The organism is Acetobacter fabarum (assembly GCF_011516925.1).
Lineage (GTDB): Bacteria > Pseudomonadota > Alphaproteobacteria > Acetobacterales > Acetobacteraceae > Acetobacter > Acetobacter fabarum.
Window position 1 is genome coordinate 20,304 of the sequence record NZ_WOTG01000014.1, and the last position, 26,842, is coordinate 47,145.

Here is a 26,842-nt window from a genome sequence, read left to right on the forward strand (position 1 = left end):
GTGCTGTGCGCCAGAACACTCCGTCTTTTCATGCACGATGCAGGAAGTTGTACCCTGTTGACATACATTTTTGCATAATTGATGGCAGCGATGCTGTTTTGGTCTGTGCCGCAGGCAACAAAAACCCTTCCCCCACATCCTGATTGGAAAAGCGCTCCACCTGCGCGGCATACACAACCACGTTCAGCGTAAAATGCGTAAACACGTGTTTGACCGCGCCTGCATTGCTCCACTGCGCGGCAACGGGGGCATGGGCCAGTGCCTCGGCCTCAGTCCATGGTGTTGCGCGCCATTCGGTGCCGGGCAGTTCGGTCATGGCGGCCAGCAGGCCTGTCTCGGGCCGTTTGCGGAGCAGCACGTTCCCGGCCCGGTCCATGACCATAAAATGCACACCATACCGCACGGGGCGTTCGGCCTTGGGGGCCTTGCGCGGCAAGGTGGCGGCCGTACCCTGTGCATACCCTTCGCACACACCCTGCCACGGGCATAACCCGCACGCAGGCTGGCGGGGGGAACACAAAGAAGACCCCAGATCAAACAAAGCCTGTGCAAAATCGGACGGCCGGGCACGGGCCGGGGCATCCGTATTCAGCCCGCTGGCCAGTTGCGCCAGCGTTTTACGGGCAGCCGGCAGCGGGTCCTGCACATTGTACAGGCGCGCCGTAACACGCTCCACATTGCCATCCACCGGCACAACCGGCACGCCAAAGGCTATGGCCGCCACGGCGGCAGCCGTGTAGGCCCCAATGCCGGGCAGGGCGCGCAAACCCTCTACCGTGCGGGGGAAGCTCCCAAGGGCCGCAACGGCCTGTGCGCAGGCATGCAGGTTGCGCGCGCGGGAGTAGTAACCAAGCCCGGCCCAGGCGGCCAGCACATCATCCCTTGGGGCACTGGCCAGTGCCTGAACTGTTGGAAATCTTTCCACAAATCTGAGATAATATGGCCCGACAGCCTTGACCGTTGTCTGCTGAAGCATGATCTCGCTCAACCAGACACGATACGGGTCTGGTGCTTCCCCCTCCGTGCACCGCCATGGCAGGGTGCGGCGGTGTCGGTCGTACCAGTGCAGCAGGGCGTGGGCGGGTGGCGTAATCACGGAGGCTGTTATGGCGAAGGAACTTCATTCGGGCAAGGCGGGTACCCCCGCACGGCAGGCCAGCACCCCCCGCAAGCCCGCCGCACGCACGCGCGCAAAGGAAGAAGCACCACCACAGCCCCCCCGCCGTGTGATGAAGGCCCGCACCCTGGCCGCCCTGCTCCCCAATGTAACAGCGCCCGCCTTCCGCCGCCGCTCCCCCACAGGGGCCATGCTGTTTGCCCGCTGGGCCGATGTTGTTGGCCCGGCCCATGCGGCTGTTACCTCCCCACGCAAACTGAGCGCCGCCACGCTGACCGTGGCCTGCACCGGCCCCGCCGCCATGGAACTGCAACATCAGGGCGACATGCTTGTGGCGCGGATCAACACATGGTGCGGGGAGCCACTGGTTGCCCGGCTGCGCTTTGTGCAGGACCCCACGGCAGGCACACGCCGCAGGCTGCCCCCCCGCAGGGGAGCCACCCCCACCTGCACCCTGCCCGACATGGGTGATGAGTCGCTGCGCATGGCGCTGGAGCGGCTGGGCACGGAAATTTTACAAAGCCCGATAAAAAAAACCTAACAAATATAACGGGTTATTTCTTTTATTGTCATGGTTTTATGACAAAACCGCTTAGCGCTTGAAATTGACACATTGTGGGTGTTCTAAGGCCCCGCACCCGATGCGCAGTGGCGCACCTGTGCAACAGTCAAGAGCAGAGCAGCCTAACTAACAGGATTTATGATTATGTTGCGTAAACCCGGCACCACGCCAGGGATTACTACCCCAGCCGCCCTGAAAACACTGCGGCAGCATGGGCCAGAAACCCTGTCTGATCTCCAGTTTCTGGAAAACTGGACGACCCGGCCGTGCTACACCGCAGCCAGCGTGCTGCGTGCAGGCCAGATCCGCCGCACAAACCCGGCACTTATGAACGACATTACCGCAGGCATGCGCCAGCACGGCAAATAGCATCCGGCAGGGCGTACCCCGGCCAGCATGACCATTTGCATCTGCCCGCCTGAACGGGCACCATGCGTGCCATGTTGCCACGTGTTTTTACCTGTGCGGACCAGCGCATCTGGCGCAGGGCCTTCTCCCTTATCGCTCTAGGCGGGCTGGCTGTGCTGTCCGCCTGCGCGGGGCCGGGTAAAACATCGTATAATGCGCCGGGGTCGGCCCTTAATCCGTGGGGGCCTTATATTCACGAAGCCTCGGACCGGTTTTCCGTTCCCCAGTCCTGGATCCGCGCTGTGATGCAGCAGGAATCGGGCGGGCACCAATACATGAACGGGCACCTCACCCGTTCCGTGCATGGTGCGGTCGGGCTTATGCAGATCAAGCCAGATACATACGCCCAGCTTGCGCAGCGTTACCGCCTTGGCTCCGACCCCTATAACCCGCACGACAATATTATGGCCGGGACCGGCTATATTCGCGAATTATACGACCGCTTTGGCTCCCCCGACTTTTTGGGCGCGTACAATTGCGGGCCACAATGCATGGAAAACCACCGCTCACGCGGGGCTCCCCTGCCCGGTTACGCCCGCACCTACATGGCGGCTATTACCCCCCACCTGAACGACCCCGTGCCCCCCAGCACCCTGCCTGTGCAAACCGAGCCCAACCTGGCACCGCAGCAGATTGCCCCCGTGCAGGTGGTCCAGAACACCGCCCAGCCCTATGGCCCGGCCAGCGCACCACCGCTGGAGGATGAGACACTCCCCCCACCCTCCGCCGGAGCGGACAGCCCTGCCCAGCAGGATGACAGCTCCACCATGCAGCTTGCAGGCGACTCCACCCCGCAGCCCGCAGGCTACCAGCCCGCCGCTTACCGGAGCGTGAGTTCCACCCCTCTGGCCGGTCCGGGTATTGTCTGGCGTTCTGCGGGAAGTGGGGGCAATGCCATTATCCAGATCGGGGCTTTTTCCACCCCGGCACGGGCCATGCATGCCATTGCACTGGCACGGCAATCCTCCCCCGCACTCAGCCATGCCCTCAACCGGGTGGAAAAGGTAACGCCCACAGGCCGGGCACCGGTATGGCGCACCCGGCTGGCGGGGCTTCCTTCCGGGCAGACAGACACCATATGTTCTGCCCTGCGCCAGCAGGGGCTTTCATGTATTGCCATAACGCCCTAGAATATTACACCACTGTTAAATTTACTGTTTGCTAAAACCTTCTTTTTACAGGGAAATACAAAAGCATTTTTTTCTGACCGGCAGGAATAACTTTAATGTTCGTGATCGGTGTCTTACTGGTAATTAACGGACCTTCTGCCCATGCACGCATCCCCCGACACCACAGGCGCACCACCAGACAACCCTTTGCTCCATATTTTTCTGCTCGGGCATATGCGCGTCCTGTCCAGTACGGGGCTTTCCCTTTTACCTACGGGCACCAAAACCAAGGCGCTGCTGGCCATTCTGGCACTTTCCAACCGGCGGCCCGTGGCCCGCACCCGGCTGGCCGAGCTGTTATGGAGCAAGCGCGCCCCCGAGCAGGCGCGCGCCTCCCTACGGCAGGAAATCCACCGGCTGATGGATGTCCTCCACCCCCTTGGGCCGGAAGTGTTGGACGTTCAGCGCCACACACTGGCCATACGCCCCAACCTGACTGACATTGATACCGAGCGCGTATTCCGCGCCACACCACAGACGGTCATGGACCTGCCCGACCCCCTGCCCCCGTTGCTGGAAGACCTGAGCGCGGTTGACCCCGGCTTTGCCACATGGCTGGAGGAAGAACGCAACCGCCTGCTCGACTACAAGACCGCACAGCTCGAAGCCCTGCTGGCCAGCACAACCGAGCCTGCCACGGTTATGGCCGCAACCCGCAGGCTGCTCCGCCTGAACCCGCTGAACGAAGGCGCATGGCGCGCACATATTCAGGCCGCCATGTACAGCAAGGAGGAAGGTACCGCCCTGCTGGGGGCCGAAAACTGCCTGCGCACATTCCGCCACACCATTGCCACCACACCGGGGCAGGAAACCATGCGCCTGATTGCAAAGGTGCGTGCCACACACCAGCAGAACACGCAGGGGGCCCAAAGCACGCTCCCTCCGCTGCCCCATGCCTCTTCCGCACTCTCCCGCTCCCCTGTGACGGATGACCCGCTGCGCATGCTCAGGGCCACGGTGTTTCTGGCCTGCCCCACAGCCGGCAGCACGCCAGAAAGTGTGGCTCTGGCCGAGCGGTTCCGTGATGAGCTGGGGCTGGATATTGCTATGCACGGCATGCTGGACATAAGCGTGCAGACCGAGTGCTTTGCCGCAACGCCCTTCCAGTCGCTCCCCAGCCGCGGGCAGTGGGATTTTCTGGTCGGGATTACCATAACCGGGGTATGCGAGGGCAAAAGCACCTGCCTGTTACAGGCGTTTGACACCCGGCTGAACGACACAATCGTATGGGGCCACAGGATAAGCCTGACCCCCACAACCCTGCGCGCCCTGTCCAACCGGTTTGCCTCGGTGCTTATTCTCAGCCTGTTCAAGGCGGAAGCACGCAGGCTGGCCAGCGTACCTGTGGCGGCCCTTTCCCCCTTCGGGATGGGCCTGCGTGCCTTAACCTTAAGCATGCGCGCCGACCCACGCCTGTATGACACGATAGAACGGCTGATGGCGGAAGCGGAACAACGCGCGCCTGAAAACCAGTTTCTGTTTTTTGTGCATGCGCACTACCTGCTCATCCGCATGTATGATGAATGGCACATGCCCGTGGCTGACTACATTCAGCCCATGGTCACCATGCTCAAGCAGAACTTCACCCTGTTCCCCAGCAACATTGCCACCCGCTACCTGCTGACCGCTGGCCTGTTTTACGCCAACCAGCCGGAGGAGGCGCGCTTTCTGCTGGCCCAGATGCACGCAGCCCTGCCCACCGATTCCCCCGTAAGCATGCTGGCCCTGCCCGATGGGCTGGACGCCCTGTGCCGGGGGGACGCCGTAACCGCGGCCCGCATTTACACGTCATTTTTTGGCATGGCCCCCAGCGTGCCGCTTTTTAGCGCCCCTGATCAGGAATTTATTCTGTCGTGCTTTTTAGCCGACCAGTACGAGGAAACCCTGCTCCACGCCCGCGGCATTCTGGCCACCTCGCCCGACCGTTCGGCCATTCTGGTCCCCGCCCTTGCGGCGGCCAACATGCTGGGGCACCAGTCTTTAGCGCAGGATTACCGCCAGCGGCTGCACCGTTTGCACACCCCGCTCTGCGCTTCGGCCATAGAAGGGCACTATGCTTATCTGCCCGCGCACCTGCGCCAGAAACTCTGCAACGCACTGCACCTGACCCTGCCCTGAGCACGCGCCCCACCACCACCACCAGAGCAGACAGGCCACGCAGACGCTTGGCGGAAAAGAGTTGAAAGGATATGAAGACGGACAGGACCACCTGTGCCGCCAGCCAGACCTGACTTCTTTTTTATCCGGCGGACCGGGAAAGACGGATACCCACGTGCCAAGGAGCCACATCAACGCCATGCTTCGCCGTCTCATGCCCAGCCATGCCGCTGCCAGCCGCCCCCATCCCATGCTGCTCCTTAAATGGATGAGCGCCGCAACAGCCGTTGCGGGGATCTGCCTGTTAAGCGGCTGCTCCAGCTCCGACCGGACCCGGACCGGCCTTGCCGCCCCGCACAACCACCTGCTGGCCGAAGATCGCGGGGCCTCTGGCGGGGAAGCCAGCCTTAAAGGCGGCGTAAACGCCTATCTGTGGCGCGCAGCACTGGACACACTCTCCTTCATGCCCGTGGCTACGGCCGATGCGGAAGGCGGGATTATCCTGACAGACTGGTACACGCCCCCCGCCACGCATGACGAACGGTTCAAGATTACCGCTTTTGTGCTGGACCGCCGCCTGCGCTCCGATGCGCTGCGCCTGAGCGTGTTCCGCCAGCTCAAGCAGGACGGAACATGGGTGGATACTCCCCCCGCACCCAATACCGCGTCCGACATTGCCACGCGCATTCTCTCCCGCGCGCGCAAACTCCGCGCCGATAACGGCAATCAGGACTGACCCACCCGGCTCTGGCCACGGTGTTCATCCTTATTTTTTCCTTATAGCCTGCAAGCGTAGATTCTCATTCCATGTCCCAGCCTTCCAGCCCATCCCCCTCCTATGACTTCAACGCAGTCGAGCCAAAATGGCAGAAGGCGTGGGAAAAAGCCGATATTTTTACCGTTCCGGATGTCCCTCCGGCGGACAAGCCCAAATATTATGTGCTGGAAATGTTCCCCTACCCATCGGGGCAGCTCCACATGGGGCATGTGCGCAACTACGCACTGGGTGATGTGATTGCCCGCTACAAGCGCGCCCGTGGCTTTGCCGTGCTGCACCCCATGGGGTGGGATGCCTTTGGCCTGCCAGCCGAAAACGCAGCGCGCGAACGCGGCGTGCACCCGCAGGAATGGACGCTCAACAACATTGCCGCCATGCGCGCCACCCTGCAGCGGCTCGGCTTCTCCCTCAACTGGGACCGTGAAATTGCAACCTGCCTGCCCGACTACTACGGCAAGCAGCAGAAGCTGTTCCTCGACTTTATGCAGGCCGGGCTGGTTGAACGGCGCGAAAGCTGGGTCAACTGGGACCCGGTGGACCAGACCGTTCTGGCCAACGAACAGGTGGTGGATGGCAAGGGCTGGCGCTCTGGCGCACCGATTGAAAAGAAAAAACTCTCCCAGTGGTTCCTGCGCATTACCGACTTTGCCCAGGACCTGCTGGACGGGCTGAAAACGCTCGACCGCTGGCCCGAGCGCGTGCGCACCATGCAGGAACGCTGGATTGGCCGCTCCGAAGGGGCCAAGCTCACCTTCTCGCTGCATGAACCCCCCACGGGGCTGGATACCAACCTGAACGCGGTGGAAGTGTTTACCACCCGCCCGGATACGCTGTTTGGCATGTCCTTTCTGGCCATTGCCCCGGACCACCCGCTGGCCCAGTGGGTTGCCGAGCGCAACCCGCAGGCTGCGGAGTTTGTGGCTGAATGCCGCCGCCTTGGCACCTCGGTCGAAGCGGTGGAAACAGCTGAAAAACGCGGGTTTGATACGGGCCTGCGCGTGAACCACCCGTTCATGGACAAGAGCTTTCCCATCTGGATCGCCAATTTTGTGCTGATGGACTACGGCACGGGTGCGCTGTTCGGCTGCCCGTCGGGGGACCAGCGCGACCTGGACTTTGCCCACAAATACAACCTGCCCATAACCCCCGTGGTGCTGCCAGAAGGCAAGGATCAGGCAGACTTTGCCATTACCGAACACGCCTTTACCGGCGATGGCACCATGATCAACTCCGGTTTTCTGGACGGGCAGAGCACCGAACAGGCCCGCAAATCCGCCATTGCCCGTTTGCAGGACCTTGGCGTGGGCCAGGGTGTTGTCAACTGGCGGCTGCGCGACTGGGGCATTTCGCGCCAGCGGTACTGGGGCTGCCCCATACCGGTCATTCATTGCGACACCTGCGGCGCGGTGCCGGTGCCCGACGAACAGCTCCCCGTCAAACTGCCCGAGGATGTCACCTTTGACAAACCGGGCAACCCGCTGGACCACCACCCCACGTGGAAGCACACCACCTGCCCATGTTGCGGCAAGCCCGCCACGCGTGAGACCGATACGTTTGACACATTCGTGGACAGCTCGTGGTATTTTGCCCGCTTTACGGCCCCCCATGCCGCAGCCCCTACCGTGCGGGATGCCGCCGATGGCTGGCTGGCCGTGGACCAGTATATTGGCGGGATTGAACACGCCATTCTGCACCTGCTTTACGCACGCTTCTTTACCCGCGCCATGCACCGCACCGGCAACCTGAACGTGGATGAGCCGTTTGCTGGCCTGTTTACCCAGGGCATGGTCAGCCACGAAAGCTACAAGGACAACGCAGGCCACTGGCTCTACCCCGAGGAAGTGGAACGCACGCCCGAAGGTGTGGTCAAACGCGGCACCACCGACCCCGTGACCGTGGGCCGGGTGGAAAAAATGTCCAAGTCCAAGCGCAACACGGTTGCCCCCGTGGCTATTATCGAGCGCTTTGGAGCCGATACCGCACGCTGGTTTGTCCTGTCCGACAGCCCACCCGAGCGTGACATGGAATGGACCGAGGCCGGTGTGGCCGGGGCTGCGCGCTTTGCCCAGCGCCTGTTCCGCACGGTTTGTAGCGTTGCCGCCAGCGTACCCGCCACCACCACCTGCCCCGCTGATATTGACCGCAAGGCCGATACGCTGCGCCGCACCACGCACCGCACGCTTGCCGCCGTGACCGAAGCGCTGGAAAGCTTTGCCATTAACGTGGCCGTTGCCCGTATTCATGAACTGACCTCCGCTCTGGCGGATGCGGAAAAAGCGGCCAGCGTTGCGGGCATGGACTTTGCCCGGCGCGAGGCAGCGCATAGTCTGTGCCTGCTCTGCGCCCCGATGATGCCGCATCTGGCCGAAGAAATGTTTGCAAGCCTTGAGCCCACCGCAGGGCTTGCGGCAACGCAGGCATGGCCTGCCCCCCAGCCCGACCTGCTGGCGGCAACGCAGGTCACCATAGCGGTGCAGATTCTGGGCAAACTGCGCGGCACTGTAGAAGCGCTCCCCGATGAGGACCCCGCCGCCGTGCTGGCACGGGCAGAAGCCGAACCCAACGTGGCGCGGCTGCTGGAGGGCAAGCGCATTGTCAAACGCGTGCATGTGCCCAACCGCATTGTTAACTTTGTAACGGCAGGCTGATGACCCGGACCCGCTCCCTTTTTTCTCTCTGCAAGGCCACACTGGCCGCCACAGCCCTTATGGCGGCTCCGCTGCTGCTGAGTGGCTGCGGCTTCAAGCCTTTATACGGGGAGGAAAAAGGCGCGGTTGATGTTACAGCCGAGCTTAAAGATATTTACGTTGCCAATATTCCGCAGCGCTTTGGCCAGCAGATCCGTCTGGCGCTGCAATCCCAGATGGCGGGTGATGGGCCAGAAGACCCGCGCAAATACAAGCTGGTGGTCCAGCCCACCATTAGTGGTGAAGCCATTGACATTCATGGCGACAACACCACCGGGCGGACCCGTATGCTTGCCACCGCGCACTGGCAGTTGCTCACCATTGAGCAGACCCCACAGCTGATCACGCAGGGATACGCCCAGACGCTGGATGGGTACACCAACACCTACGAACAGTATTTTGCCCAGACCCTGAACATGGAAAGCACGATGGGCCGCATCGCGCAGGCATTGGGCGAGCAGATTACCCAGCAGGTGGCCACCTGGTTCAAAACCCACGCCACCCCGGCGGATGTGCCCGATAACCAGCCCAAAGCACTCTACCCATCTCCCAACCTTATTCCCGATTCCGATCAGGGCACCCCCATGGAGCAGGAAGGCCCGGACGCCATTCCCAACATGGCCACGGGGCGTGCCCCCATTGATACCAACTTCTAGCCACCGGGCGGGCTGGTCATGAAAATAGACGCCCGCGGCACTGCCCGTGTTCTCAACGACCCCGGAGCGTGGCGCGTGATCCTGCTCCATGGGGAAGATACGGGGCTGATCCGCGAACGGGCCTTACAGGCCACGCACCGGCTGGCCGGCACGCTGGACGACCCGTTCCGCATTGCCCTGCTGGACCGCGAAACCCACAACAGGCTGGAAGAGGAAGCCACGGCTCTCTCCCTTATGGGCGGCCGCCGGGTTGTGCGTGTGCGGGATGCCTCGGACGCGCTGCTCAAACCCGTAGAGCATGTTCTGGCCCAGAACACGGACACACTGGTTATACTGGAAGCTCCGGGCCTTGCCTCCCGCTCCAAGCTGCGCCAGCTCATGGAAAAACTGCCCGTGTGCGCCAGCATTGGCTGCTACCCCGAAGAAGGGCGTAATCTGGAATCCTCCATTACCCAGATGCTGGGCGCCCACCATGTGCAAATTGACAGCGATGCCCTGCACTGGCTGGCAGGCCGCTTGGGGGCGGACCGTGCGGCAGCCCGCAGCGAGGTGGAAAAACTGGCCCTTTACGCGGGGGACACCGGCACTCTGGCGCTGGAGGACGTGCGCGCCTGCATTGGCGATGCCGGGAGCGTATCGGTTGAAGATGCAGCCTTTGCCGCAACAGAGGGCAACCGGACAGAAACCGATACCGCGCTCGAGCGTGCACTGGCCGAAGGCACTGCCCCCATTGCCATTATCCGCGCTTTTATGGGCCACATGCACCGCCTGCGCAGGGTACGGGCCGCCATGGCGGCGGGGCAGAGCCGGAGTGACGCGCTTAAAACCCTGCGTCCTCCCGTGTTTTTCAAGCGTACGGCCAGTTTTAGCCGTGCGCTGGAGTTCTGGTCCTTACCAGCGTTAAGCAAAGAGCTGGCAGAGCTACAGGCACTGGAGCTGGCCTGCAAGCAGACCGGGGCCCCCGACCTGCTGCTCTGCCGCCGCCATATTGCAACATTGGCAGCCCGCGCAGCGCTGTACAGCCGCCGCTAGCGCCTGCTTTTCCCCTTGTCCGCTCAGGGGGCATTCAGTATACAAAAGCGGTGTGTCCGCGTAGCTCAGTAGGATAGAGCACAGGATTCCTATTTAATTGGGCACCATAACTGGAAACATTATGGTGAATCCGCTCAAAGTCGGGGAACGCTACGGCCTGCAAGGGCCTTGCCAATCCCGAGCCAAGCCGTTCCACAGGAACGGAAGGTGTAGAGACTGGACGGGCGGTGCCTAAAGGCCTGTTGTTTACAGGTCTATGGTAAAGGGACAGTCCAGCCCACAAACGCTTCGGCAACGCAGCGGCAGTGAAAGCTGTAGTGGGATGAATCCTGGGGCCGTGGGTTCGAATCCCGCCGCGGACACCAACACACACTCCCCCTTTCCCGGTCCGCCTGCATGCCCCTGTGCGTTATGCTTTGATCAATGCACGCGCTCTGCCGCATGGCGGGGGCATACTGCGACCACCCACAAAGTAATGTTTAGTATTAAATAACAAGTTATAAAATACTAAACGAAATACATTTGAAAATATCGTCACAAAAAAGTTATTCTTCCATTCCACCTTGCCGGGTAAAAGAAATAATGCTCTAAAAAAGTCCATTATATCTTAGTCATAGAATGTTTGAGACCATCCAGCATTCTGAAAGGTGACACATGAGACGTGTAGCTGAAAGAATATTGTGTTGCTCTCTTATTTTATTCACAAGTGGCTGTTATAGTATTGGAAGCTATAAGCTCGGAAAAGATCAGGACCAGTATGCAAGTTCCATGATCGAAGCCAGTAAACGGCAGACACTCTCCAACCTTGTGCGCCTGCGTTATGCAGATACACCCGGATTTTTGGACACAACGCAGCTTATTTCAGGCTACCAGTTGCAGCGCAGTGGTTTTCTTGGTGTTGCATCAGACACTTTTCCCATTCGCCCCAACGGGGGCATAGCCGCACAGTTGCAGGAAAGCCCGACCTTTACCTTTCAGCCCGTAACGGGTGATGCCTACGCCCATAATTTTTTACGCCCGCTGCCCCCCGCCAGCCTTTTGCCGCTGGCCATGGGCGGGTTGCCTATAGATGTCCTGTTGCGGCTGTCCGTGCAGTCCATTGATCTTTTCAGTAATAACCGTCCATTTTCACGCAATGCGGGGGATATTGATGCCGAGGTTGATGCCCATAGTGCAGCTTTTTTCAGCCTTCTGCATGACCTGCGTCTTTTACAGGCAGCGGGCCTGCTGAACATTCAGCTCCAGCAGGCATCTGGCACAAATGGTAAAGAAATTGAAAACAGCCGTGTTTTCATGAGTATTTCATCAACAACAGACCCCAACCTTGCAGCTATTGCGGAAAAAACCAAAAAACAGCTTAACTTTTCGCCCAAATCTGAGCGGATGGAAGTTGTATACGGTGTCGGTGCCCCCAGTCCGGGGCAGATCAAAATGCTGACCAGAAGCATGCTGAGTATTCTTGGCCAGATCGCCTACCAGATTCAAATCCCTGATGATGAGGTTTCCTCCGGTAATACCCGCAAATCCGTTGATGTGGCGGGCAATAATGGGGCCAAACCCCTGATGAATGTACATTCGGGGCACAAGCAGCCTGATAACGCGTTTGTATCCATTCTGTACGACCATTATTATTACTGGATTGATCGCGGGGATTTTGAAAGCAAACTGGCGTTTACAATTACCCAGATGCTTCTGGAACTGTCCAAAACAACCCTGAACCCCGGAGCCGTGGTGACTATTCCTGTCAACAAATGACAGGACACCCTGCCCTACCATTCACAAAATAAATACATTTTTCTTCAGTTTTTTACAAAACAGGAAAAATCTGCATGACCTCCAGCACTCCTTGCGATCAGCCTGTGCGTTCGCTTATCAGCACCACACTGGCAACTCCTGCCCTGCGCGCGGACCGGTGGCTTCTGGTCCTTGATCTGGCCCGCAAATGGTCCACGACCAATGCGGCAGATATTAAAAAAAGTCTTTCCAGTTCATTGGAAAAACTGGATGAGGTTGAACGGTTTTTTGCCTATCCGGGCGCACAGCTGCTTGAGCGGCTGAAAAGCTGCCTGAGTGATGACGACAACAAGGCCTTCCTACGCCTTGCCCAGCGTATTTCCACCACCATTGTCTCGCGCAAATACCACCGCGATGCCTCTGCGTGGAACATGGATGACCATGATGATGAACCCCTTAACCGCCTGCCGCAGGCCATAACGCACCTGAAAAGCACGCCCTATTTTGAGGTCCTGAGCGTGGTGCCCCATGCCCGCTCGCGCTGGCCGCTTATTCAGGAAGAAGCACGCGGTGTGCGCCGTGCGGAAGACGACTTTATTTACCAGCCGGTTATTGTAGGCAACGCACAGGACGCCCTGACAGGGATCCTGCTGAACCCCGATATTGGGGCCGTAGTCCTTTACGAAGGGTTTACCGCGCAAAGCCTGACCGAAAACCCGCTTCTGGCGGCTTTTCAGAGTGTGATCGACTTCTCGACCATTGGGGATGACGAAACACTGGTGTTGCAGCTTGCGCAGGCCATTAAAAAAATCCGTCCCGAAATGGACATCTACCTGCTGAGCGACAGAAATATCGAAACACTGGCAGGCAAGCCCGAGAGCCGGTTTTTCAACCGTATTTTCTACCAGATGGAAGAACCTCTGGAACTGCACCTGTCCATTCTGGAAGGCATACGCAACCGGTATAAAACGCCGTTTTTTGACAACCTCAAACGCTATGCCCAGCGCCCCATTGCCACGTTCCATGCCCTGCCCATAGCCCGCGGCAAGTCGGTCTTTACGTCCAACTGGATCAGCGACATGGGCGAGTTTTACGGCCCCAACCTGTTTTTGGCCGAAAGCTCCGCCACCACCGGCGGGCTGGACAGCCTGCTGGAGCCGACAGGCAATATCAAGGATGCGCAGGCCATGGCGGCGCAGGCCTTTGGGGCCGACCACGCCTTTTTTGTAACCAACGGCACGTCCACCAGCAACAAGATGGTGCTTCAGGCCCTGCTGGCACCGGGCGACATTGTTATTCTGGACCGCAACTGCCACAAATCCCACCATTACGGGTGCGTGCTGGCAGGCGCACAGCCCTATTATGTGGAGGCCTTCCCGCTGGTGGAATACTCCATGTATGGGGGTGTGCCGCTGCGCACGATCAAGCAGGCCCTGCTGGCCCTTAAAGCGCATGGTGATCTGGCCCGTGTAAAAATGGTGGACCTGACCAACTGCACGTTTGACGGCCATGTGTACGACACCCGCCGGGTTATGGAAGAATGTCTTGCCATTAAACCGGACCTGATCTTTTTGTGGGACGAGGCCTGGTTTGGCTTTGCCCACTGGTCACCCCTGCTGCGCCAGCGCACGGCCATGGGCGCCGCTGCGGCCCTGACCGAATCCCTTACCCGGCCAGAGGCCCAGCAGGCATGGGACAAGCAGGCCAGCACACTGGGCAACGCCCCCGATGATGAAACCCTGCTGAACACACGCCTTGTGCCCGACCCGCGTGCCGTGCGGCTGCGGGTGTACCAGACCAACTCGGTGCATAAATCCATGTCCGCGTTGCGGCAGGGCTCCATTGTGCTGGTCAAGGATGTAGACTTCGAACATGTAGAGTCCCAGTTCCATGAGGCCGTGTTTACGCACGCCTCCACCAGCCCCAACCTCCAGATTATTGCATCACTGGATGTTGCGCGCCGCCAGATGCAGCTTGAAGGTTACGGGCTGGTCAGCAACGCCTTGCAGATCGCGCTGGAAATTCGCAAACAGGTCAACAGCCACAAGCTGATTTCCAAATACTTCCGGGTGCTCAACAGTGCGGAAATGATCCCCGGAGCGTTCCGCCAGTCCGGGCTGACGGATTACAATGACCCCAGCATAAGCTGGGACAAGGCTCTACAGTCCATCAAGACTGATGAGTTCCTGCTTGACCCCACACGCATGACCCTGTCCTGCGGGGCGGCGGGCTTTGACGGCACGACATTCAAGAACGTTCTGGCCGACAAGTTCAACATCCAGCTCAACAAAACGTCACGCAATAGCGTTCTGCTTCAGTCCAACATCAACAACACCCGCTCCGACATTGCCCTGCTGATCCGGGTTCTGGTGGACATTGCCACCGATATTGACAAGAAAATTGCCGATAACGACGAAGGGTATCAGAAAACGTTTGAAAACAGGGTGCACGCGCTGGTGGATGACCTGCCCGAGCTGCCCAACTTCAGCCATTTTGATGACCGCTACCGCGACCAGCCCAAAGCCCCCACCCTGCACGGGGACATCCGCCGCGCGTTCTATGATGCGTATAATGAAGCCGAGTGCGAATACATACCACTCGACAGCCCAGAAATTGCCAAACGCCTGCAATCTGGTCCGGCGCTTGTTTCCGCCAACTTTGTTATTCCCTACCCTCCGGGTTTTCCCATCATGGTGCCGGGGCAGGTTATTACGCAGGGCATTGTGGATTTCATGCGCAAGCTGGATGTGAAGGAAATCCACGGCTTTAACAAAGCTCTGGGCCTCAAGCTGCTCAAGCGTGTTCCCGGCAAAAACAAAGGCTGATCCCACTAACCTGCCCGCTCCCGCACCCTGCGTGCGGGAGCATGGTTTTTGCACAGGCTCTGCAAGGCGCACTTGCGGGTAAAGGAGCTTACACATGACAGTGCACTGGATTGCAGAGACGCTACGCGCCTCTCCGGAGCTGGCAATCTTTCTGACACTGGCGATCGGCTTCTGGGTCGGGTCGCTCAAGTTCGGCAGTTTCAGCCTTGGGGCCGTTACGGGCACGCTGCTGGCCGGGGTGCTGGTCGGGCAGTTGGGCATTGCCATTTCGCCCCAGGTTAAATCCGTCTTTTTTATCATGTTCCTGTTTGCCGTAGGCTTTGGCGTTGGCCCGCAATTTGTGCGCGGCATTGCCAATGACGGTTTGCCACAGGCAATTTTTGCCATCATCATTTCCGCCCTGTGTCTGGTGTGTGTGTATGTGGCGGCTATTGTCTCGGGCTATGGGCCGGGTATGGCGGAAGGGCTTTTGGCCGGTTCGCAAACCATTTCCGCCTCCATTGGTCTGGCGACCGATGCCATAAACCGTAGCGGGCTACCAACAGAGCAGATTCAGGCCGAACTGAACGCCATACCCGTTGCCTACGCGGTCACCTACCTGTTTGGCACGGTGGGCACGGGCTGGATGCTGGCATTTCTGGGGCCCAAGCTCCTGCGCATCAATCTGGCGCAGGAGTGTGAGCGCTATGAGCGCGAGATGAACATCCGCCCCATAAACGAGAATGCCGATACCGCATGGCACAACTATATTATTCGTGCGTACAGGCTAAAAACCACCGGCCTGATTGCCGGCAAAACCGTAGCGGAAGCAGAACAAGCGCAGGATACGCGCATTTTTCTTGAAAACCTGCGCCGGGACGGAAGGATTATTCCCTTCACGCCCACAACCCTGCTGCGTGAGGGCGATATTGTTGCCGTATCCGGCCCGCATGATGCACTGGTTTACTGGTCCAACCATGCCGAAGAAGTGGCTGACCAGGAACTGATTGAAATACCGGTAGAAACGGTGGATGTGGTGGTTACCAGCAAGCAGCTTGGCGGCCAGAGCCTTGTTGACCTGTCCACCGCTCCGTATGCGCGTGGCATTTACATTAACGCCATCCGCCGTGGCTCCATGAATGTGGAAATACCCGTTCTCTCCCAGACGGCCATCAACCGTGGGGATATTATCAACATTACCGGCAGCCGCAGGCACGTGGCTGACGTGATCGCGAATGTGGGTTATGCCGACCGCCCAACCAATGCCACCAGCATGGTACTGGTAGGGGGCGGTATTTTTGTAGGGGGGCTTCTGGGCTCGCTTGTGCTGCCTGTGGGCGGCGTGCCCATTACCCTGTCCTCCTCCGGTGGGGCGCTGATCGCGGGGCTGGTGCTGGGCTGGCTGCGTGGTGTTACCCCCAAGCTGGGGAGCGTGCCTTCGGCCTCCGTATGGTTCATGAACACGGTGGGCCTGAACATCTTTATTGCGGTTGTGGGCATTTCTGCCGGTCCAACCTTTATCAAGGGGTTGCAGGAGGCCGGGATTAGCGTGTTTTTCTGGGGTGTGTTTGCCAGCGCCATGCCCATGCTGCTTGCCCCGCTTATTGGCAAATACATCTTCCGCTTTGACCCCGCGATCAATCTGGGGTGCTGTGGGGGCGCGCGCACCAGCACCGCCTCGGTTGCAATGGTGGCCGACGTGGCCAAAAGCAACGTGCCCATGCTGGGCTACACAGTGCCTTACGCGGTCAGCAACACCTTGCTGACCATGTGGGGGCTGGTCATAGTACTCCTGCTTGCCTGAGCATATTACCCCCATACCGCGCCGCACATAATACGGCGCGGCACAGGCGGGCACGCCTTGTGCGCGCCAATCTTTTTGTGTCTGGCTGGTCCATATTGGCCCCCATACGGGCAGAACACCCCCTTACCGGCCAGACACCTCCCCCCGATAAAACAAAGCTCCCGCAAGCACGCAGCCCTTGCGCGTGCACCTGCCCGAGCATCGCCCGAAGTTGAGTTGCCCCCGCCGGACCGATGGGGGCAGCGTGCCTTACCTTGTAAAAGCCCGGGAAATCCTTTTTATAAGTGCGCCACAAAATACTTAATTTAAATATGAATTAACGGAATAATCGCATGCCCTCGGCCCCGCAACCGGTTCCTTCCCCCACGCACAAACCCGCCATAACCAACCAGAACGCCTATGTTGTCGCGTGGTTTTTGTGCCTGGTGTTTTACTGGTTGCAGTATTCCACCCGCTCCGCCCCCAGCGTGATGGTGGGCGAGCTTGTATCCACCTTTGGGCTAACAACCGTTGGGCTGGGCTCCCTGCTGGGACTTTACTATTACACCTATTCCCTGTGCTCCATTGTCTCGGGTGCCGCGGTGGACAGGTGGGGGGCCAAATACACCATTTCCTTTGGGGCACTGGTGCTGGCAACGGGCACCTGCCTGTTTGGCTGGGGCAATGAGTGGATGGCAGGTCTGGGCCGGCTGATGCAGGGTGCGGGCTCGGCCTTTGCGTTTGTCGGGGCCGTGTACCTTGCCGCGCGTGGCTTTTCCAAACAGCATCTGGCAACTGCCGTGGGGGTTACCCAATGCGCGGGCATGATGGGGGGTGCCATGGGCCAGTCTACCGTGGCATGGCTGATCCATGGTGTGCTCAACTGGCATTTTTTCTGGATTGATACAGGCGGGTTGATCGCCCTTGTGGCCGTGTTCATTTTTTTCCTGACCCCGGGCGAGCACAAGAGCGCCACCGCCGCGCACCGCCCGGCAGGGTCCATGTTCGCGCCTTACAGGAGCGTGCTCTCCAACCCGCAATCCTATTTGTGCGGGTTGTGTTCTGGCCTGCTGTTTTTGCCAACAACCGTTGGCAGCATGACATGGGGCATAACCTTTTTAACCCAGAGTTGGCACATTGGGTACCATGAGGCCGTGATGCGTGCCGCCATGGTGCCAGTTGGCTGGATGGTGGGCTGCCCCGCCCTTGGCTACCTGACCGACCGCATAGGCCGCCGCAAACCCGTGCTGCTAGGTGGCATTGTGGTTATGGCACTGACAGTTGCTGCCATTATTTACCTGCCGGGCAACACATTCCCCCCTTATGTTCTGGCCTTTATGCTGGGTGTGTCCTCCGGTGCCGCCATGATCCCCTATTCCATTATCAAGGAGGTCAACGCCGATGAGGTAAAAGGCAGTGCAACCGGCGCCATTAATTTTCTGGTGTTTGTCATGAGCGCCATTGCCTCCCCCCTGTTTGCCGCCTTTTTGCAGCATCTGGGCCACGGGCAGGCTTTGACTGGCGTGCAGTTTTCGCAGGCGTTCAGCTTTGGGCTGGCGGGTATTGTGCTGGCAGGGGTGCTGACCTTTTTCCTGCATGAAACGGGGCCACGCCGCTGCACCAACCGCTAGGGCTGCCTGCGCAGGCGCTGGTTGGTGCGCTCCATCAGGTCCGCTCCGTAGGGGGCGGGCATGAAGGGCAGAAGTTTCTGCATGGCCATAAAACACGCATCAAACCCGGTTTCAAGCGTTTGGCAAAAAAACGCCTGTGCGGCTGGAATATCGCCTGCCTGCAAGGCCAGCCGGGCCATGTTCAGCGCCCCCCAGCAATCCCCCGCCTCTGCCGCCGCCATGTAATACTGGCGGGCTACGGCTATGCTGGGCGGGTTATTATCCTCATGCAAAAGTCCAATCATGTTCAGGGCTTTTGCAACACCGGCCTGCGCTGCCCTCACGTAAAGGGCATAAGCCCGCTCCACGTCACGCGGCAGGCCATGCCCTGCCATGTACAGATCCGCCATATTAAAAAACGCCCAGCCGTAATTCTGCTGTGCGGCCATTTCAAAATACTGCATGGCCAAAAGCGGATTGGGGGTTACTCCCCAACCCCGCTCATAGGCGCGGCCAAGCATGTTCAGGGCCGGGGCAGAGCCACTTCTGGCAGCAACTTCAATCATGCTGAAGGCCGCCTGCATCTGCCCACGGTCCAGATAAATCTGTGCCAGCACAAGCTGCCCCATAGCGGGGGAGGACGGAGTTCCCCCACCCGCGGGCCTTATGGTGGCCGGCATCAGGGGCTTGCCGGGGGTATTCACCCCAGCATGTGGCACACCCCCAGCACCCTGACCTGCAGGTTCTGGCATAGAGTTAGAACGTAACACCAACGTTGCCAATAAAGGTGCGCCCGGCAGCCGGCACAGCCCGACTACCCGAGAAGGACGACGCGTAGTTCAGGTGATTGGTAATGTTGTTGGCATTGAACGAAACACGATAATGCCTGTATTCCCATGACAACATCCCGTTAAAATTGAAGTTGTGCGGCATGCGTGCGGTGTTGGTCGTATCCGGGCCAGCCCAGTAACCTGATGCATACTGCACCCCGCCCCCAACCTTGAGGTCACCCCAGTTCGGATTAAGGAGTGCGCGGGACAGGTCGTACGAACTCCAGACCGACATGGTGTTATGCGGCACCTGCGGCGCGGTTTTGCCATTGGAAGTTGCGCTGTGGGTCACCTTGCCATCCATATAGGAGTAGGATGCAAAAACCTGCCAGTCGTCGGTAATCTTTCCGGTTGCGCTCAGTTCAACACCACGGATACGGCGGCCACTCCCGGCATCCCCGAAGCCGGTCGTCAGGTCCCCATTGACGTCGGTGTACTGGGAGTTGTTTTCACTGATCTGGAAAAAAGCCAGTGTTGTCCCAAGTTTTTTGTTCAGGAAGTCAGCCTTGCTACCAAACTCGAACAGGTCACTCCGCTGGGGGGAAAGATCAACCCCCTTTTGCGCCACGTCATGCGTGGTGGCCCTGAGCGTGACCTGAGAGGACACATCCGTGCCAACCGGCTTATACGAGCGGGCAAATGTGAAGTAGAATGAAGCAATTTTGAAAGGTGAATACACAATACTGCCCGATGGGCTCCAACGGTCGGACTTCTGCTCCGCACGGCCATTCGCCTGTGTGGCGCGGGAATAGTACGTACTGGCAAAGGAATCCCACCGCCCGGTGCCAAACAGGGCAAGCTGTTTGGTCAACTGGATTTTATCTGCAATAAACAGGCCAAGATCACGCGCATTGGCGTTGCCATACCCTGCATCGGGGAAGCGGAGCGTTGTGCCGCTGGCTTGATATTGCGGGTTGCGAATGCTCTGGTCGTTGCTGCGGTTGGCATAGCTGCCCGGCCAGCGTGAATCGCTTGTATAGTTTATATCCACCCCGGCTTTAAGGTCATGTTTGACAAAACCGGTGTTAAAGCGCGCTCGCCCCATAAACACGTTCTGTACCCCCCAGCCCTGCTGGCGGTAAGCAGCACCGCCACCCGCACCATAAGGCAGGGTCGGGTTGCCCCCATTAAGGAACGCCGTTGCGCAGGCCCCACTACAGGCGGCGGGGGTGGTGGCGGCATAGTCACGCTCGTACAGACTAAGCCGCGTATCGTTGCTGATGGTCAGCCAGCTATTGACCTCGGATTTCAGCACCGATGTAATGGTATGAATATTGGACTGGTCGCGGTCGAAACTGCGGGTGTAGCTGGTATTGCGCGGCAGGCCGTATTGGGTAATCGGGCGATAAATGCCGTTTACCTGCAACATGCTAACCCCGTAATCCGGGTTGCTGTCACTCCCCAGCCACTGCCACGTCAGATGCCACGAGGTTTTGCTGCGCAGGCCAACACCAAAATCCACCGCTGCACCATAGCGGTTGGCGCTGACGTTATTCCGGTCCACAATATCCTGCCGGTTGAACATGCCGTTCACCCGAATGGCCATGTCATTATTGATCTGGTAGTTGATGTCCCCTTCCCCGCGGAAGAGGGGGCCGCTACCAAAAGACTGGTCATAGCTAAAGGACTTGCCCAGATGGGCGTGCTTCTGGGTCTGGTTGATCACCCCGCCCACATTGCCCGCACCAAAATACTCACCCGATGGTCCTTTGATGACCTCTACACTCTCGGTATTGAACATATCGCGCGTGTAGGTGCCAAAATCGCGCAGGCCATCGGTGTACATATCACCCCGCGCCTGCAAACCCCGGATACGGAACTGGTCACCGTTAAGCCCGCCTGCGCCCTCACCGGTAGACATGGTAATGCCCGGTACGTTGCTAAGGGCCTGGTCCAGTGTAAAGGCACGCTGCTGCTTGATCAGCTCCTGAGGGACAACACTGATCGTTTGCGGCGTATCCCGCACACTATCTGGCATTCTGGAAATATTGAGTATCTGGCTGTTGGTATTGCCAGACTGGTATCCGTTCTGGTCATCCTGCGTGGCGTGGCCACCAACGCGCACGGCTGGCAGTTTGATGGCATGATCAGACGAGGATGGCTCCGCCCCACCTGGCAGGTCCTGTGCCTCGGCCTCCCCTGCGGCAAAACCAAACCCCACCGAAACACCAATGGCCATGGCGGTGCGCAATGTTTTGCCCTGTGCTGGAGGCCGCTGTGAGTAACCCATGCACTATACTCCCCGTTCCGCCCTTGGGATGAGACGGAACGCTTTCAGAATCTGATTGAAACACACCGCCACATAATTTTAATCAGGTCTGATATGCAAATGATTATCAATAACGACAATTGCCTTGATATGATGATTGTGTTAAATTTACCACAACCAATGCATACCAATCCGGTGCTGTTTTTTTGGTTCCCCCTTACATAATCAGGCTAAATGCAAAACGCCATTTTTTGGACCAGACGGCCTAATTCTGGATTTTTCCAATTTGATAAAGATTCTCACTTGCAATTAAAATCGCGTTTAGGCATTGCTCAGGCACCGCGCGAGGCCTCATCCGCTCAGGGGTGAGCTGCGCAAAAACCATAGTCCCGGTACGCTCGGGGACAGAAAAAACGCCATAACTACAGAAAATAAAAGGCGTTTTCCCCTTACTGCCAATATCTGGATTGTTACTGAACAGGTAGGAACCATGCCCTCTGCCCCGCAACTTTCACAGAATTTTTCCCCGTGGGAGATGTTCCTTGGCGCAGGCCCCATTGTGCAGGGCGTTATGGTCATTCTGATACTGGCCAGCCTGCTCAGCTGGACGGTACTGCTCGCCAAATCCATAGAGCTCATCCGCACGAAAAAAGGCCTGACACAGGCTGAAACCATTCTGGAAGAAGCCGACACGCTGGACGGGGCCGAAGCCCATACGCGCGACTGCCGTATTGCCCACACACTGGTTATGGCCGCCGAAACAGAGCGTGCCCGCTCGCAGGATATTCCTGACGATACGGAAGGGCTGAAAGAACGCATTGTTCTGCACCTTGAACGGCTGGAAGCGGCAGAAAGCCGCCGCCTGCTGCGTGGCACCGGCCTGCTGGCCACCATAGGAGCGACCTCCCCCTTTGTGGGGCTGTTTGGCACGGTCTGGGGGATCATGACATCCTTTACCGGCATTGCCGCCAGCAAGGCCACCAGTCTGGCTGTGGTGGCACCCGGCATTGCAGAAGCCCTGCTGGCAACGGCTCTGGGGCTGGTTGCGGCCATTCCCGCCGTTGTTATTTACAACCATCTGGCCCGCCAGTCGGCCGCATGCCGGGCACAGGTGGGGGATATTGCCTCCCTTGTCATGCGACTGGTCTCGCACGATCTGGGGCGGATGCAAAGCCTGCTGGACAAGGGCCGCGTGGTGCGCTTTGGCAGCCGCGCGACCGGCGCAGAGTAAAAGGGAGCCACAGCCATGGCCATCCGCCTGCGCCATACAGATGACACCCTCCATGAGGCGCACGAAATTAACGTCACCCCGTTTATTGATGTCATGCTTGTTCTGCTGATCATTTTTATGGTCACGGCCCCGCTGACAACCGTAAACGTACCCGTGGACCTGCCATCGTCCACACAGCAGCCCGCCCCCCGGCCAGACAACCCTGTGTTTGTCACCATAAAAGCCGACCAGACCCTGGCTGTAGGGGAGAACAGCGTTGCTCAGAATGACCTGCCCACCGCCCTGAATACCGCAGCAAACGGGAATAAGGACGAGCGGATTTTTTTGCGCGCTGACAAAACCGTGGATTACGCAACCCTTATGAGCGTCATGGACAAGCTGCGCACGGCCGGGTTCCTCAAGGTGGCTCTGGTCAACCTGCAAGGGCAGGAAGAAGGCGCACAGGTTCCATGAGTGCCTCGGCTTCCCCCCTCCCATTCTCTTTCCACCACTGGAAGGCCGAGCGGCTACGCAGGGAGCAGCGCCGCGAGGCACGGTTATGGGGGTTTTCCCTTCTAGGGGTCAGCGCCATTGGCGGGGGTGTTCTTGGCTGGCTCCTGCTGCTGCCACCACCCACCGCTCCTATGCAGGATGCGGCTCCCCCCGCTATTGCCATGGACCTGGCACCCAGCCCACTCTCCATTCCCGCCCCCCCGACAGATGCACCACCGGGGCCGCAGCAGACCCTCTCCCAGCCCGATCCGGCACCCGAGCTGCCGCCGGAAGTTTCCGCCCCGCCAGCACCGGCCCCCAACCCGCCGGTGCCCGTGCCAATGCCGGAAAAACTCCACAAGATTGTTAAAAAGCACACACCTGCACCACGCCTGCCCACACCCGCACCAGACCTGCGCAAAACAGCGGAACAAACCACCGCCCCACCAGCCTTTGCGGCGGCCCCGGCCAATACGCAGGCAGCCCCCCCGCCCGGGCTGGCCTCTGCCCAGAACACGCACGAGCCTGCCACATGGCAGGGCCTGCTACTGGGGCGGCTGGAAAAATACAAACGCTACCCCGCGCAGGCACAGGCCAACGCTCAACAGGGCACAGCACTGCTGACTTTTACCATGGACCGCAAAGGCCGCGTGCTGTCCGCCAGACTAGCTGGCAGTTCCGGCCATGCCCTGCTGGATGCGGAAACACTGGCCCTTGTCCACAGGGCAGAACCCCTGCCCAGCCCACCAGAAAGTGTACAGGGCGAGCGGATTACCCTGACCGTTCCCGTAGAGTTCGACCTCAAACAGAATAGTGACTGAAACCAGCCGCCGGGGCGGGAGTTACCAGACAGGAGCAGCTTTGCGCCACACAGGGCGCAAACGCCACGCCGCCCACATGGCAGCGCACCCAAAACGCGACATAAAAGGAAAACCGTTATGGCTTTTGAACTGCCAGCTCTTCCCTTTTCCTATAACGCCCTTGCTGGCAAAGGCATGTGCCAGGAAACTCTGGAACTGCACCACGACAAGCACCATCAGGCCTATGTTACGGCGCTCAATGGCTTTGTGGACAGCAAACCGGAGCTACAGGGCAAATCACTTGAGGAGATTATTCTGGCTGCCAAAGGCAAGGCCGATCTGGCTCCGGTCTTTAACAACGCAGGGCAGCACTGGAACCATATCCTGTTCTGGAACAATCTCTCCCCCAACGGTGGTGCTATTCCCGGCGCGCTGGAAGCAAAAATAAAGCAGGATCTGGGGAGTATCGAAGCATTTAAGGAAGACTTCAAAAAAGCCGCCATCTCGCAGTTCGGGTCAGGCTGGGCATGGCTGGTGCTGACCCCATCGGGCAAGCTGGCCGTAACCAAAACCGCCAATGGCTCCAACCCGCTGGCCGAAGGGCAGGGGCAGGCCCTGCTGGGGCTGGACGTGTGGGAACACGCTTATTATCTGGATTTCCGCAACCGCCGCCCGGATTACATTACCAACTACCTCGACAAACTGGCCAATTATGAGTTTGCCGAAGCCCAGCTAAAAGCGGCCTGAACCTTCCCCCACCTCTGGCGCAGGCTCACTCACCCACACGGCGTGCGGGCCTGCTCCAGTTCGGCCTTTAGGGTGCTGACCAGCTGGGCGGCGGGCATAGCTCTGGCCAATGGTGCGCCCTGCCCCGCCCAGTGCGCGCCAAACCCTGCTTCCCCCCCAGCTCTGGCTACGGTGTTCAGGGCTTTGGCGGCAGCGTAGGCAATGGGGTAAGCAGGCGGCAGAGGAGCATTTTCCTGCTCAAGCCAGGCGCTCAGGCGGTTAGCCAGCCCACGCGCAGGTCTGCCGGAAATACCCGTGATCAACCGGGTGTGGTATGCGGCTGGCCCCAACAGCGCCTGCCGGTAAGCCGGGTCCGCGGCAGATTCGGGGCAAGCCACAAACGCCGTACCCATCTGGGCCGCCACGGCCCCCAGTTCCAGCACTGCGGCCACACCTGCGCCGTCCATAACGCCACCAGCGGCCACCACAGGGCAACGCCCCTTACGGACAAGGATACGCGTTAAGGCAAATACTCCCAGAGCATCATCCGGAGCTTCGGCATCAAACACCCCTCTGTGGCCGCCTGCTTCCACACCTTGGGCAATTACGGCATCTATACCCGCCTTTTCGGCCAAGCGGGCTTCCGCCAGACTGGTCACGCTGGCCAGCAGAATGGCGCCAGTGCTGCGCAAAGCCTGCACTTTGGCTGGAGTCGGCAGACCAAAATGAAAACTGATGACCGGTGGCCTGAGCGCCAGCAACATGGCCAGCATATCCGGGTCATCTTCAAAACTGGTATAGGGCGCAGCCAATGCCGCAGGCGCGGGTGCCCCATACTGTGCAAACAAAGGGCGTAGCCAATCCAGCCAGACGGCCTCCCGCTGCGGGTCGGGCTGTGGCGTGGCATGCACAAACAGGTTGACGTTAAAAGGCCGCTCGGTCCGTGCGCGCACCTGTTCAATCATGCCTCGTGCACCAGCTGCATCCGTTGCGCCAAGCCCAATGGCCCCCAATGCCCCGGCATTGCTGACTGCGGCCGCCAGAGCTGGTGTGGAAACACCGGCCATAGGTGCCTGCAACACCGGCACACTCAGCCCAAGCTGGTCGATAAAAGACATATCTGCCCTCCTTTTGCCGTGCGCCGGGCCACTCCGGCTTATCCTGCGTAACCGCACCATAAGTACGGTCCAACAATCATCAGAAAAAAATCGATAGAATAATTACCTATGTATAAAATGTATGGGTTTTCTTTCTAAAGCAGAAAAAACCCTGACCTGACCCGGCTCTGCATTATGAACATAGAGATTTTTTAACATAAATATGCCATAGGGCACACTGCAAAGCCCAACAGGCATATTAGCACCAGAAGGAAAGAGCCATGATGCTACGGAATAACACCGTAAAAACCGTTTTTCTTTTAAGCCTCGCGCTATTTGTCTCGCATCCGGCAAAAGCTGAAACCAGTATTATCGGGCTTGGCAATTTTTCTTGTGAAAAATATCTGAAGCTTCTGGATATCAACCCCCGCTCGGACGAAAAGTTCATGGCCTGGGCGCAGGGTTATATTAGCGGGCTGAGCAACGATCTCTCGCAAAGCAACCCCAATTCCAATCCGAACGACTTTGTCAGCAACATGACGTACGGATCCGAGAAAATAAAACAGTCCTGTATCGAAAACCCGGAATCCAAGTTCTACACGGCCGTGGAAAGCGCCTTCCACGACATTGAAAAACATCAGGGCGCGGAATAATCACCGCGGGTGGTCCCTTCCCCACCCCGGCCGGCGCTGCGTTACTGACCTGCGGCTACCACGCGCAGCGCTTTTCAACCTGACTCACACCCAGGGTACATCCCCCGTGAATAACCCTGTGGATAATGTGTATAAACCAAAACGGGAACGACTCCGCATATTCCTATAAATGGCGGAAATCCGGTCCCATATCCCTTTTTCCACAAGCCTGCAGCCCGAGCGGCACAATCCCCCGACCTATGGCCTACCCCCCCCACGTTTAGAATTTTTCTGGTGCCTAGCTGCTGAGGCTGGGATGATTTTCCGTTTTTCCTGCGGTGTTCAAGCCACAAAAAAACCCGCCGTGGTTGGGCGGGTTTATCGTATCCTATTGAGGACTTGTTGCTTC

The 26,842-nt window shown here is 58.9% G+C and carries 21 protein-coding genes; 17 read left to right on the top strand and 4 right to left on the bottom strand.

The genetic code is table 11. The annotated features are described in order from the left end of the window. Positions 1–28: 28 nt before the first annotated feature. Entirely contained in the window at positions 29–1,096 is a 1,068-nt protein-coding gene (gene mutY / locus GOB83_RS12310) for an A/G-specific adenine glycosylase (protein WP_095350124.1), read from the bottom strand. Between the two features lie 10 nt (positions 1,097–1,106). Here mutY and GOB83_RS12315 point away from each other — a divergent pair, with 10 nt between their 5' ends. The 12 genes from GOB83_RS12315 (at position 1,107) to GOB83_RS12370 (ending at position 18,458) form a co-directional block, all read left to right on the top strand. Further along, on the top strand, positions 1,107–1,658 hold the full coding sequence (locus GOB83_RS12315) for a DUF721 domain-containing protein (protein WP_165926280.1): 552 nt from the start codon (positions 1,107–1,109) through the stop codon (positions 1,656–1,658). Positions 1,659–1,823: 165 nt separating this feature from the next. Then, entirely contained in the window at positions 1,824–2,048 is a 225-nt protein-coding gene (locus GOB83_RS12320) for a hypothetical protein (protein WP_086647109.1), read from the top strand. Positions 2,049–2,119: 71 nt separating this feature from the next. Then, positions 2,120–3,217 (top strand): lytic transglycosylase domain-containing protein, encoded by a 1,098-nt coding sequence (locus tag GOB83_RS12325; protein WP_165926281.1) that lies wholly within the window; start codon positions 2,120–2,122, stop codon positions 3,215–3,217. A 141-nt stretch (positions 3,218–3,358) separates the two neighbouring features. Further along, entirely contained in the window at positions 3,359–5,374 is a 2,016-nt protein-coding gene (locus GOB83_RS12330; RefSeq protein ID WP_165926282.1) for an AfsR/SARP family transcriptional regulator, read from the top strand. A 178-nt stretch (positions 5,375–5,552) separates the two neighbouring features. After that, on the top strand, positions 5,553–6,089 hold the full coding sequence (locus GOB83_RS12335) for a DUF3576 domain-containing protein (RefSeq protein ID WP_086647111.1): 537 nt from the start codon (positions 5,553–5,555) through the stop codon (positions 6,087–6,089). 71 nt (positions 6,090–6,160) lie between these two features. Continuing rightward, positions 6,161–8,779 carry a leucine--tRNA ligase gene (leuS, locus tag GOB83_RS12340; RefSeq protein WP_165926283.1) on the top strand — a complete coding sequence of 873 codons (2,619 nt, stop codon included), beginning with the start codon at positions 6,161–6,163 and terminating at the stop codon, positions 8,777–8,779. After that, complete coding sequence (locus GOB83_RS12345; RefSeq protein WP_086647093.1) at positions 8,779–9,474, top strand: hypothetical protein; 696 nt, start codon at positions 8,779–8,781, stop codon at positions 9,472–9,474. Before leuS ends, GOB83_RS12345 begins: the two co-directional genes overlap by 1 nt. A gap of 18 nt (positions 9,475–9,492) precedes the next feature. Further along, positions 9,493–10,506 (top strand): DNA polymerase III subunit delta, encoded by a 1,014-nt coding sequence (gene holA / locus GOB83_RS12350; protein WP_086647094.1) that lies wholly within the window; start codon positions 9,493–9,495, stop codon positions 10,504–10,506. Between the two features lie 768 nt (positions 10,507–11,274). Beyond that, on the top strand, positions 11,275–12,261 hold the full coding sequence (locus GOB83_RS12355; protein ID WP_242005860.1) for a hypothetical protein: 987 nt from the start codon (positions 11,275–11,277) through the stop codon (positions 12,259–12,261). Positions 12,262–12,335: 74 nt separating this feature from the next. After that, entirely contained in the window at positions 12,336–15,065 is a 2,730-nt protein-coding gene (locus GOB83_RS12360; RefSeq protein WP_165926285.1) for an aminotransferase class I/II-fold pyridoxal phosphate-dependent enzyme, read from the top strand. Positions 15,066–15,159: 94 nt separating this feature from the next. Continuing rightward, positions 15,160–16,848 carry an aspartate-alanine antiporter gene (aspT, locus tag GOB83_RS12365; protein ID WP_165926286.1) on the top strand — a complete coding sequence of 563 codons (1,689 nt, stop codon included), beginning with the start codon at positions 15,160–15,162 and terminating at the stop codon, positions 16,846–16,848. Positions 16,849–17,180: 332 nt separating this feature from the next. Next, positions 17,181–18,458, top strand: coding sequence for an MFS transporter (locus GOB83_RS12370; RefSeq protein ID WP_165926287.1), 1,278 nt, complete (start codon positions 17,181–17,183; stop codon positions 18,456–18,458). Here GOB83_RS12370 and GOB83_RS12375 read toward each other — a convergent pair. Together GOB83_RS12375 and GOB83_RS12380 are read right to left on the bottom strand one after the other, a co-directional pair. Then, positions 18,455–19,156, bottom strand: coding sequence for a tetratricopeptide repeat protein (locus GOB83_RS12375; protein ID WP_165926288.1), 702 nt, complete (start codon positions 19,154–19,156; stop codon positions 18,455–18,457). The genes GOB83_RS12370 and GOB83_RS12375 overlap by 4 nt on opposite strands. A 37-nt stretch (positions 19,157–19,193) precedes the next feature. Further along, positions 19,194–21,497, bottom strand: a complete 2,304-nt coding sequence (locus GOB83_RS12380; protein ID WP_086647100.1) for a TonB-dependent receptor — start codon at positions 21,495–21,497, stop codon at positions 19,194–19,196. Between the two features lie 469 nt (positions 21,498–21,966). Here GOB83_RS12380 and exbB point away from each other — a divergent pair, with 469 nt between their 5' ends. The 4 genes from exbB to GOB83_RS12400 all read left to right on the top strand — a co-directional run bounded on the left by exbB (position 21,967) and on the right by GOB83_RS12400 (position 24,725). Then, positions 21,967–22,707, top strand: a complete 741-nt coding sequence (gene exbB, locus GOB83_RS12385) for a tonB-system energizer ExbB (protein ID WP_165926289.1) — start codon at positions 21,967–21,969, stop codon at positions 22,705–22,707. A gap of 15 nt (positions 22,708–22,722) precedes the next feature. Continuing rightward, complete coding sequence (gene exbD / locus GOB83_RS12390) at positions 22,723–23,160, top strand: TonB system transport protein ExbD (protein ID WP_086647102.1); 438 nt, start codon at positions 22,723–22,725, stop codon at positions 23,158–23,160. Further along, positions 23,157–23,999 (top strand): energy transducer TonB family protein, encoded by an 843-nt coding sequence (locus tag GOB83_RS12395; RefSeq protein WP_165926290.1) that lies wholly within the window; start codon positions 23,157–23,159, stop codon positions 23,997–23,999. The genes exbD and GOB83_RS12395 overlap by 4 nt, the downstream gene beginning before the upstream one ends. Positions 24,000–24,116: 117 nt before the next feature. After that, on the top strand, positions 24,117–24,725 hold the full coding sequence (locus tag GOB83_RS12400) for a superoxide dismutase (protein WP_086647104.1): 609 nt from the start codon (positions 24,117–24,119) through the stop codon (positions 24,723–24,725). Positions 24,726–24,754: 29 nt separating this feature from the next. On the opposite strand, the gene GOB83_RS12405 is transcribed toward GOB83_RS12400, so the two are convergent. Continuing rightward, the gene (locus GOB83_RS12405) at positions 24,755–25,822 is read right to left on the bottom strand and encodes an NAD(P)H-dependent flavin oxidoreductase (RefSeq protein ID WP_165926291.1); all 1,068 of its coding nucleotides are present in this window, start codon (positions 25,820–25,822) and stop codon (positions 24,755–24,757) included. A 260-nt stretch (positions 25,823–26,082) separates the two neighbouring features. Here GOB83_RS12405 and GOB83_RS12410 point away from each other — a divergent pair, with 260 nt between their 5' ends. Continuing rightward, on the top strand, positions 26,083–26,454 hold the full coding sequence (locus GOB83_RS12410; protein ID WP_086647105.1) for an HdeA/HdeB family chaperone: 372 nt from the start codon (positions 26,083–26,085) through the stop codon (positions 26,452–26,454). Positions 26,455–26,842 lie beyond the last annotated feature (388 nt).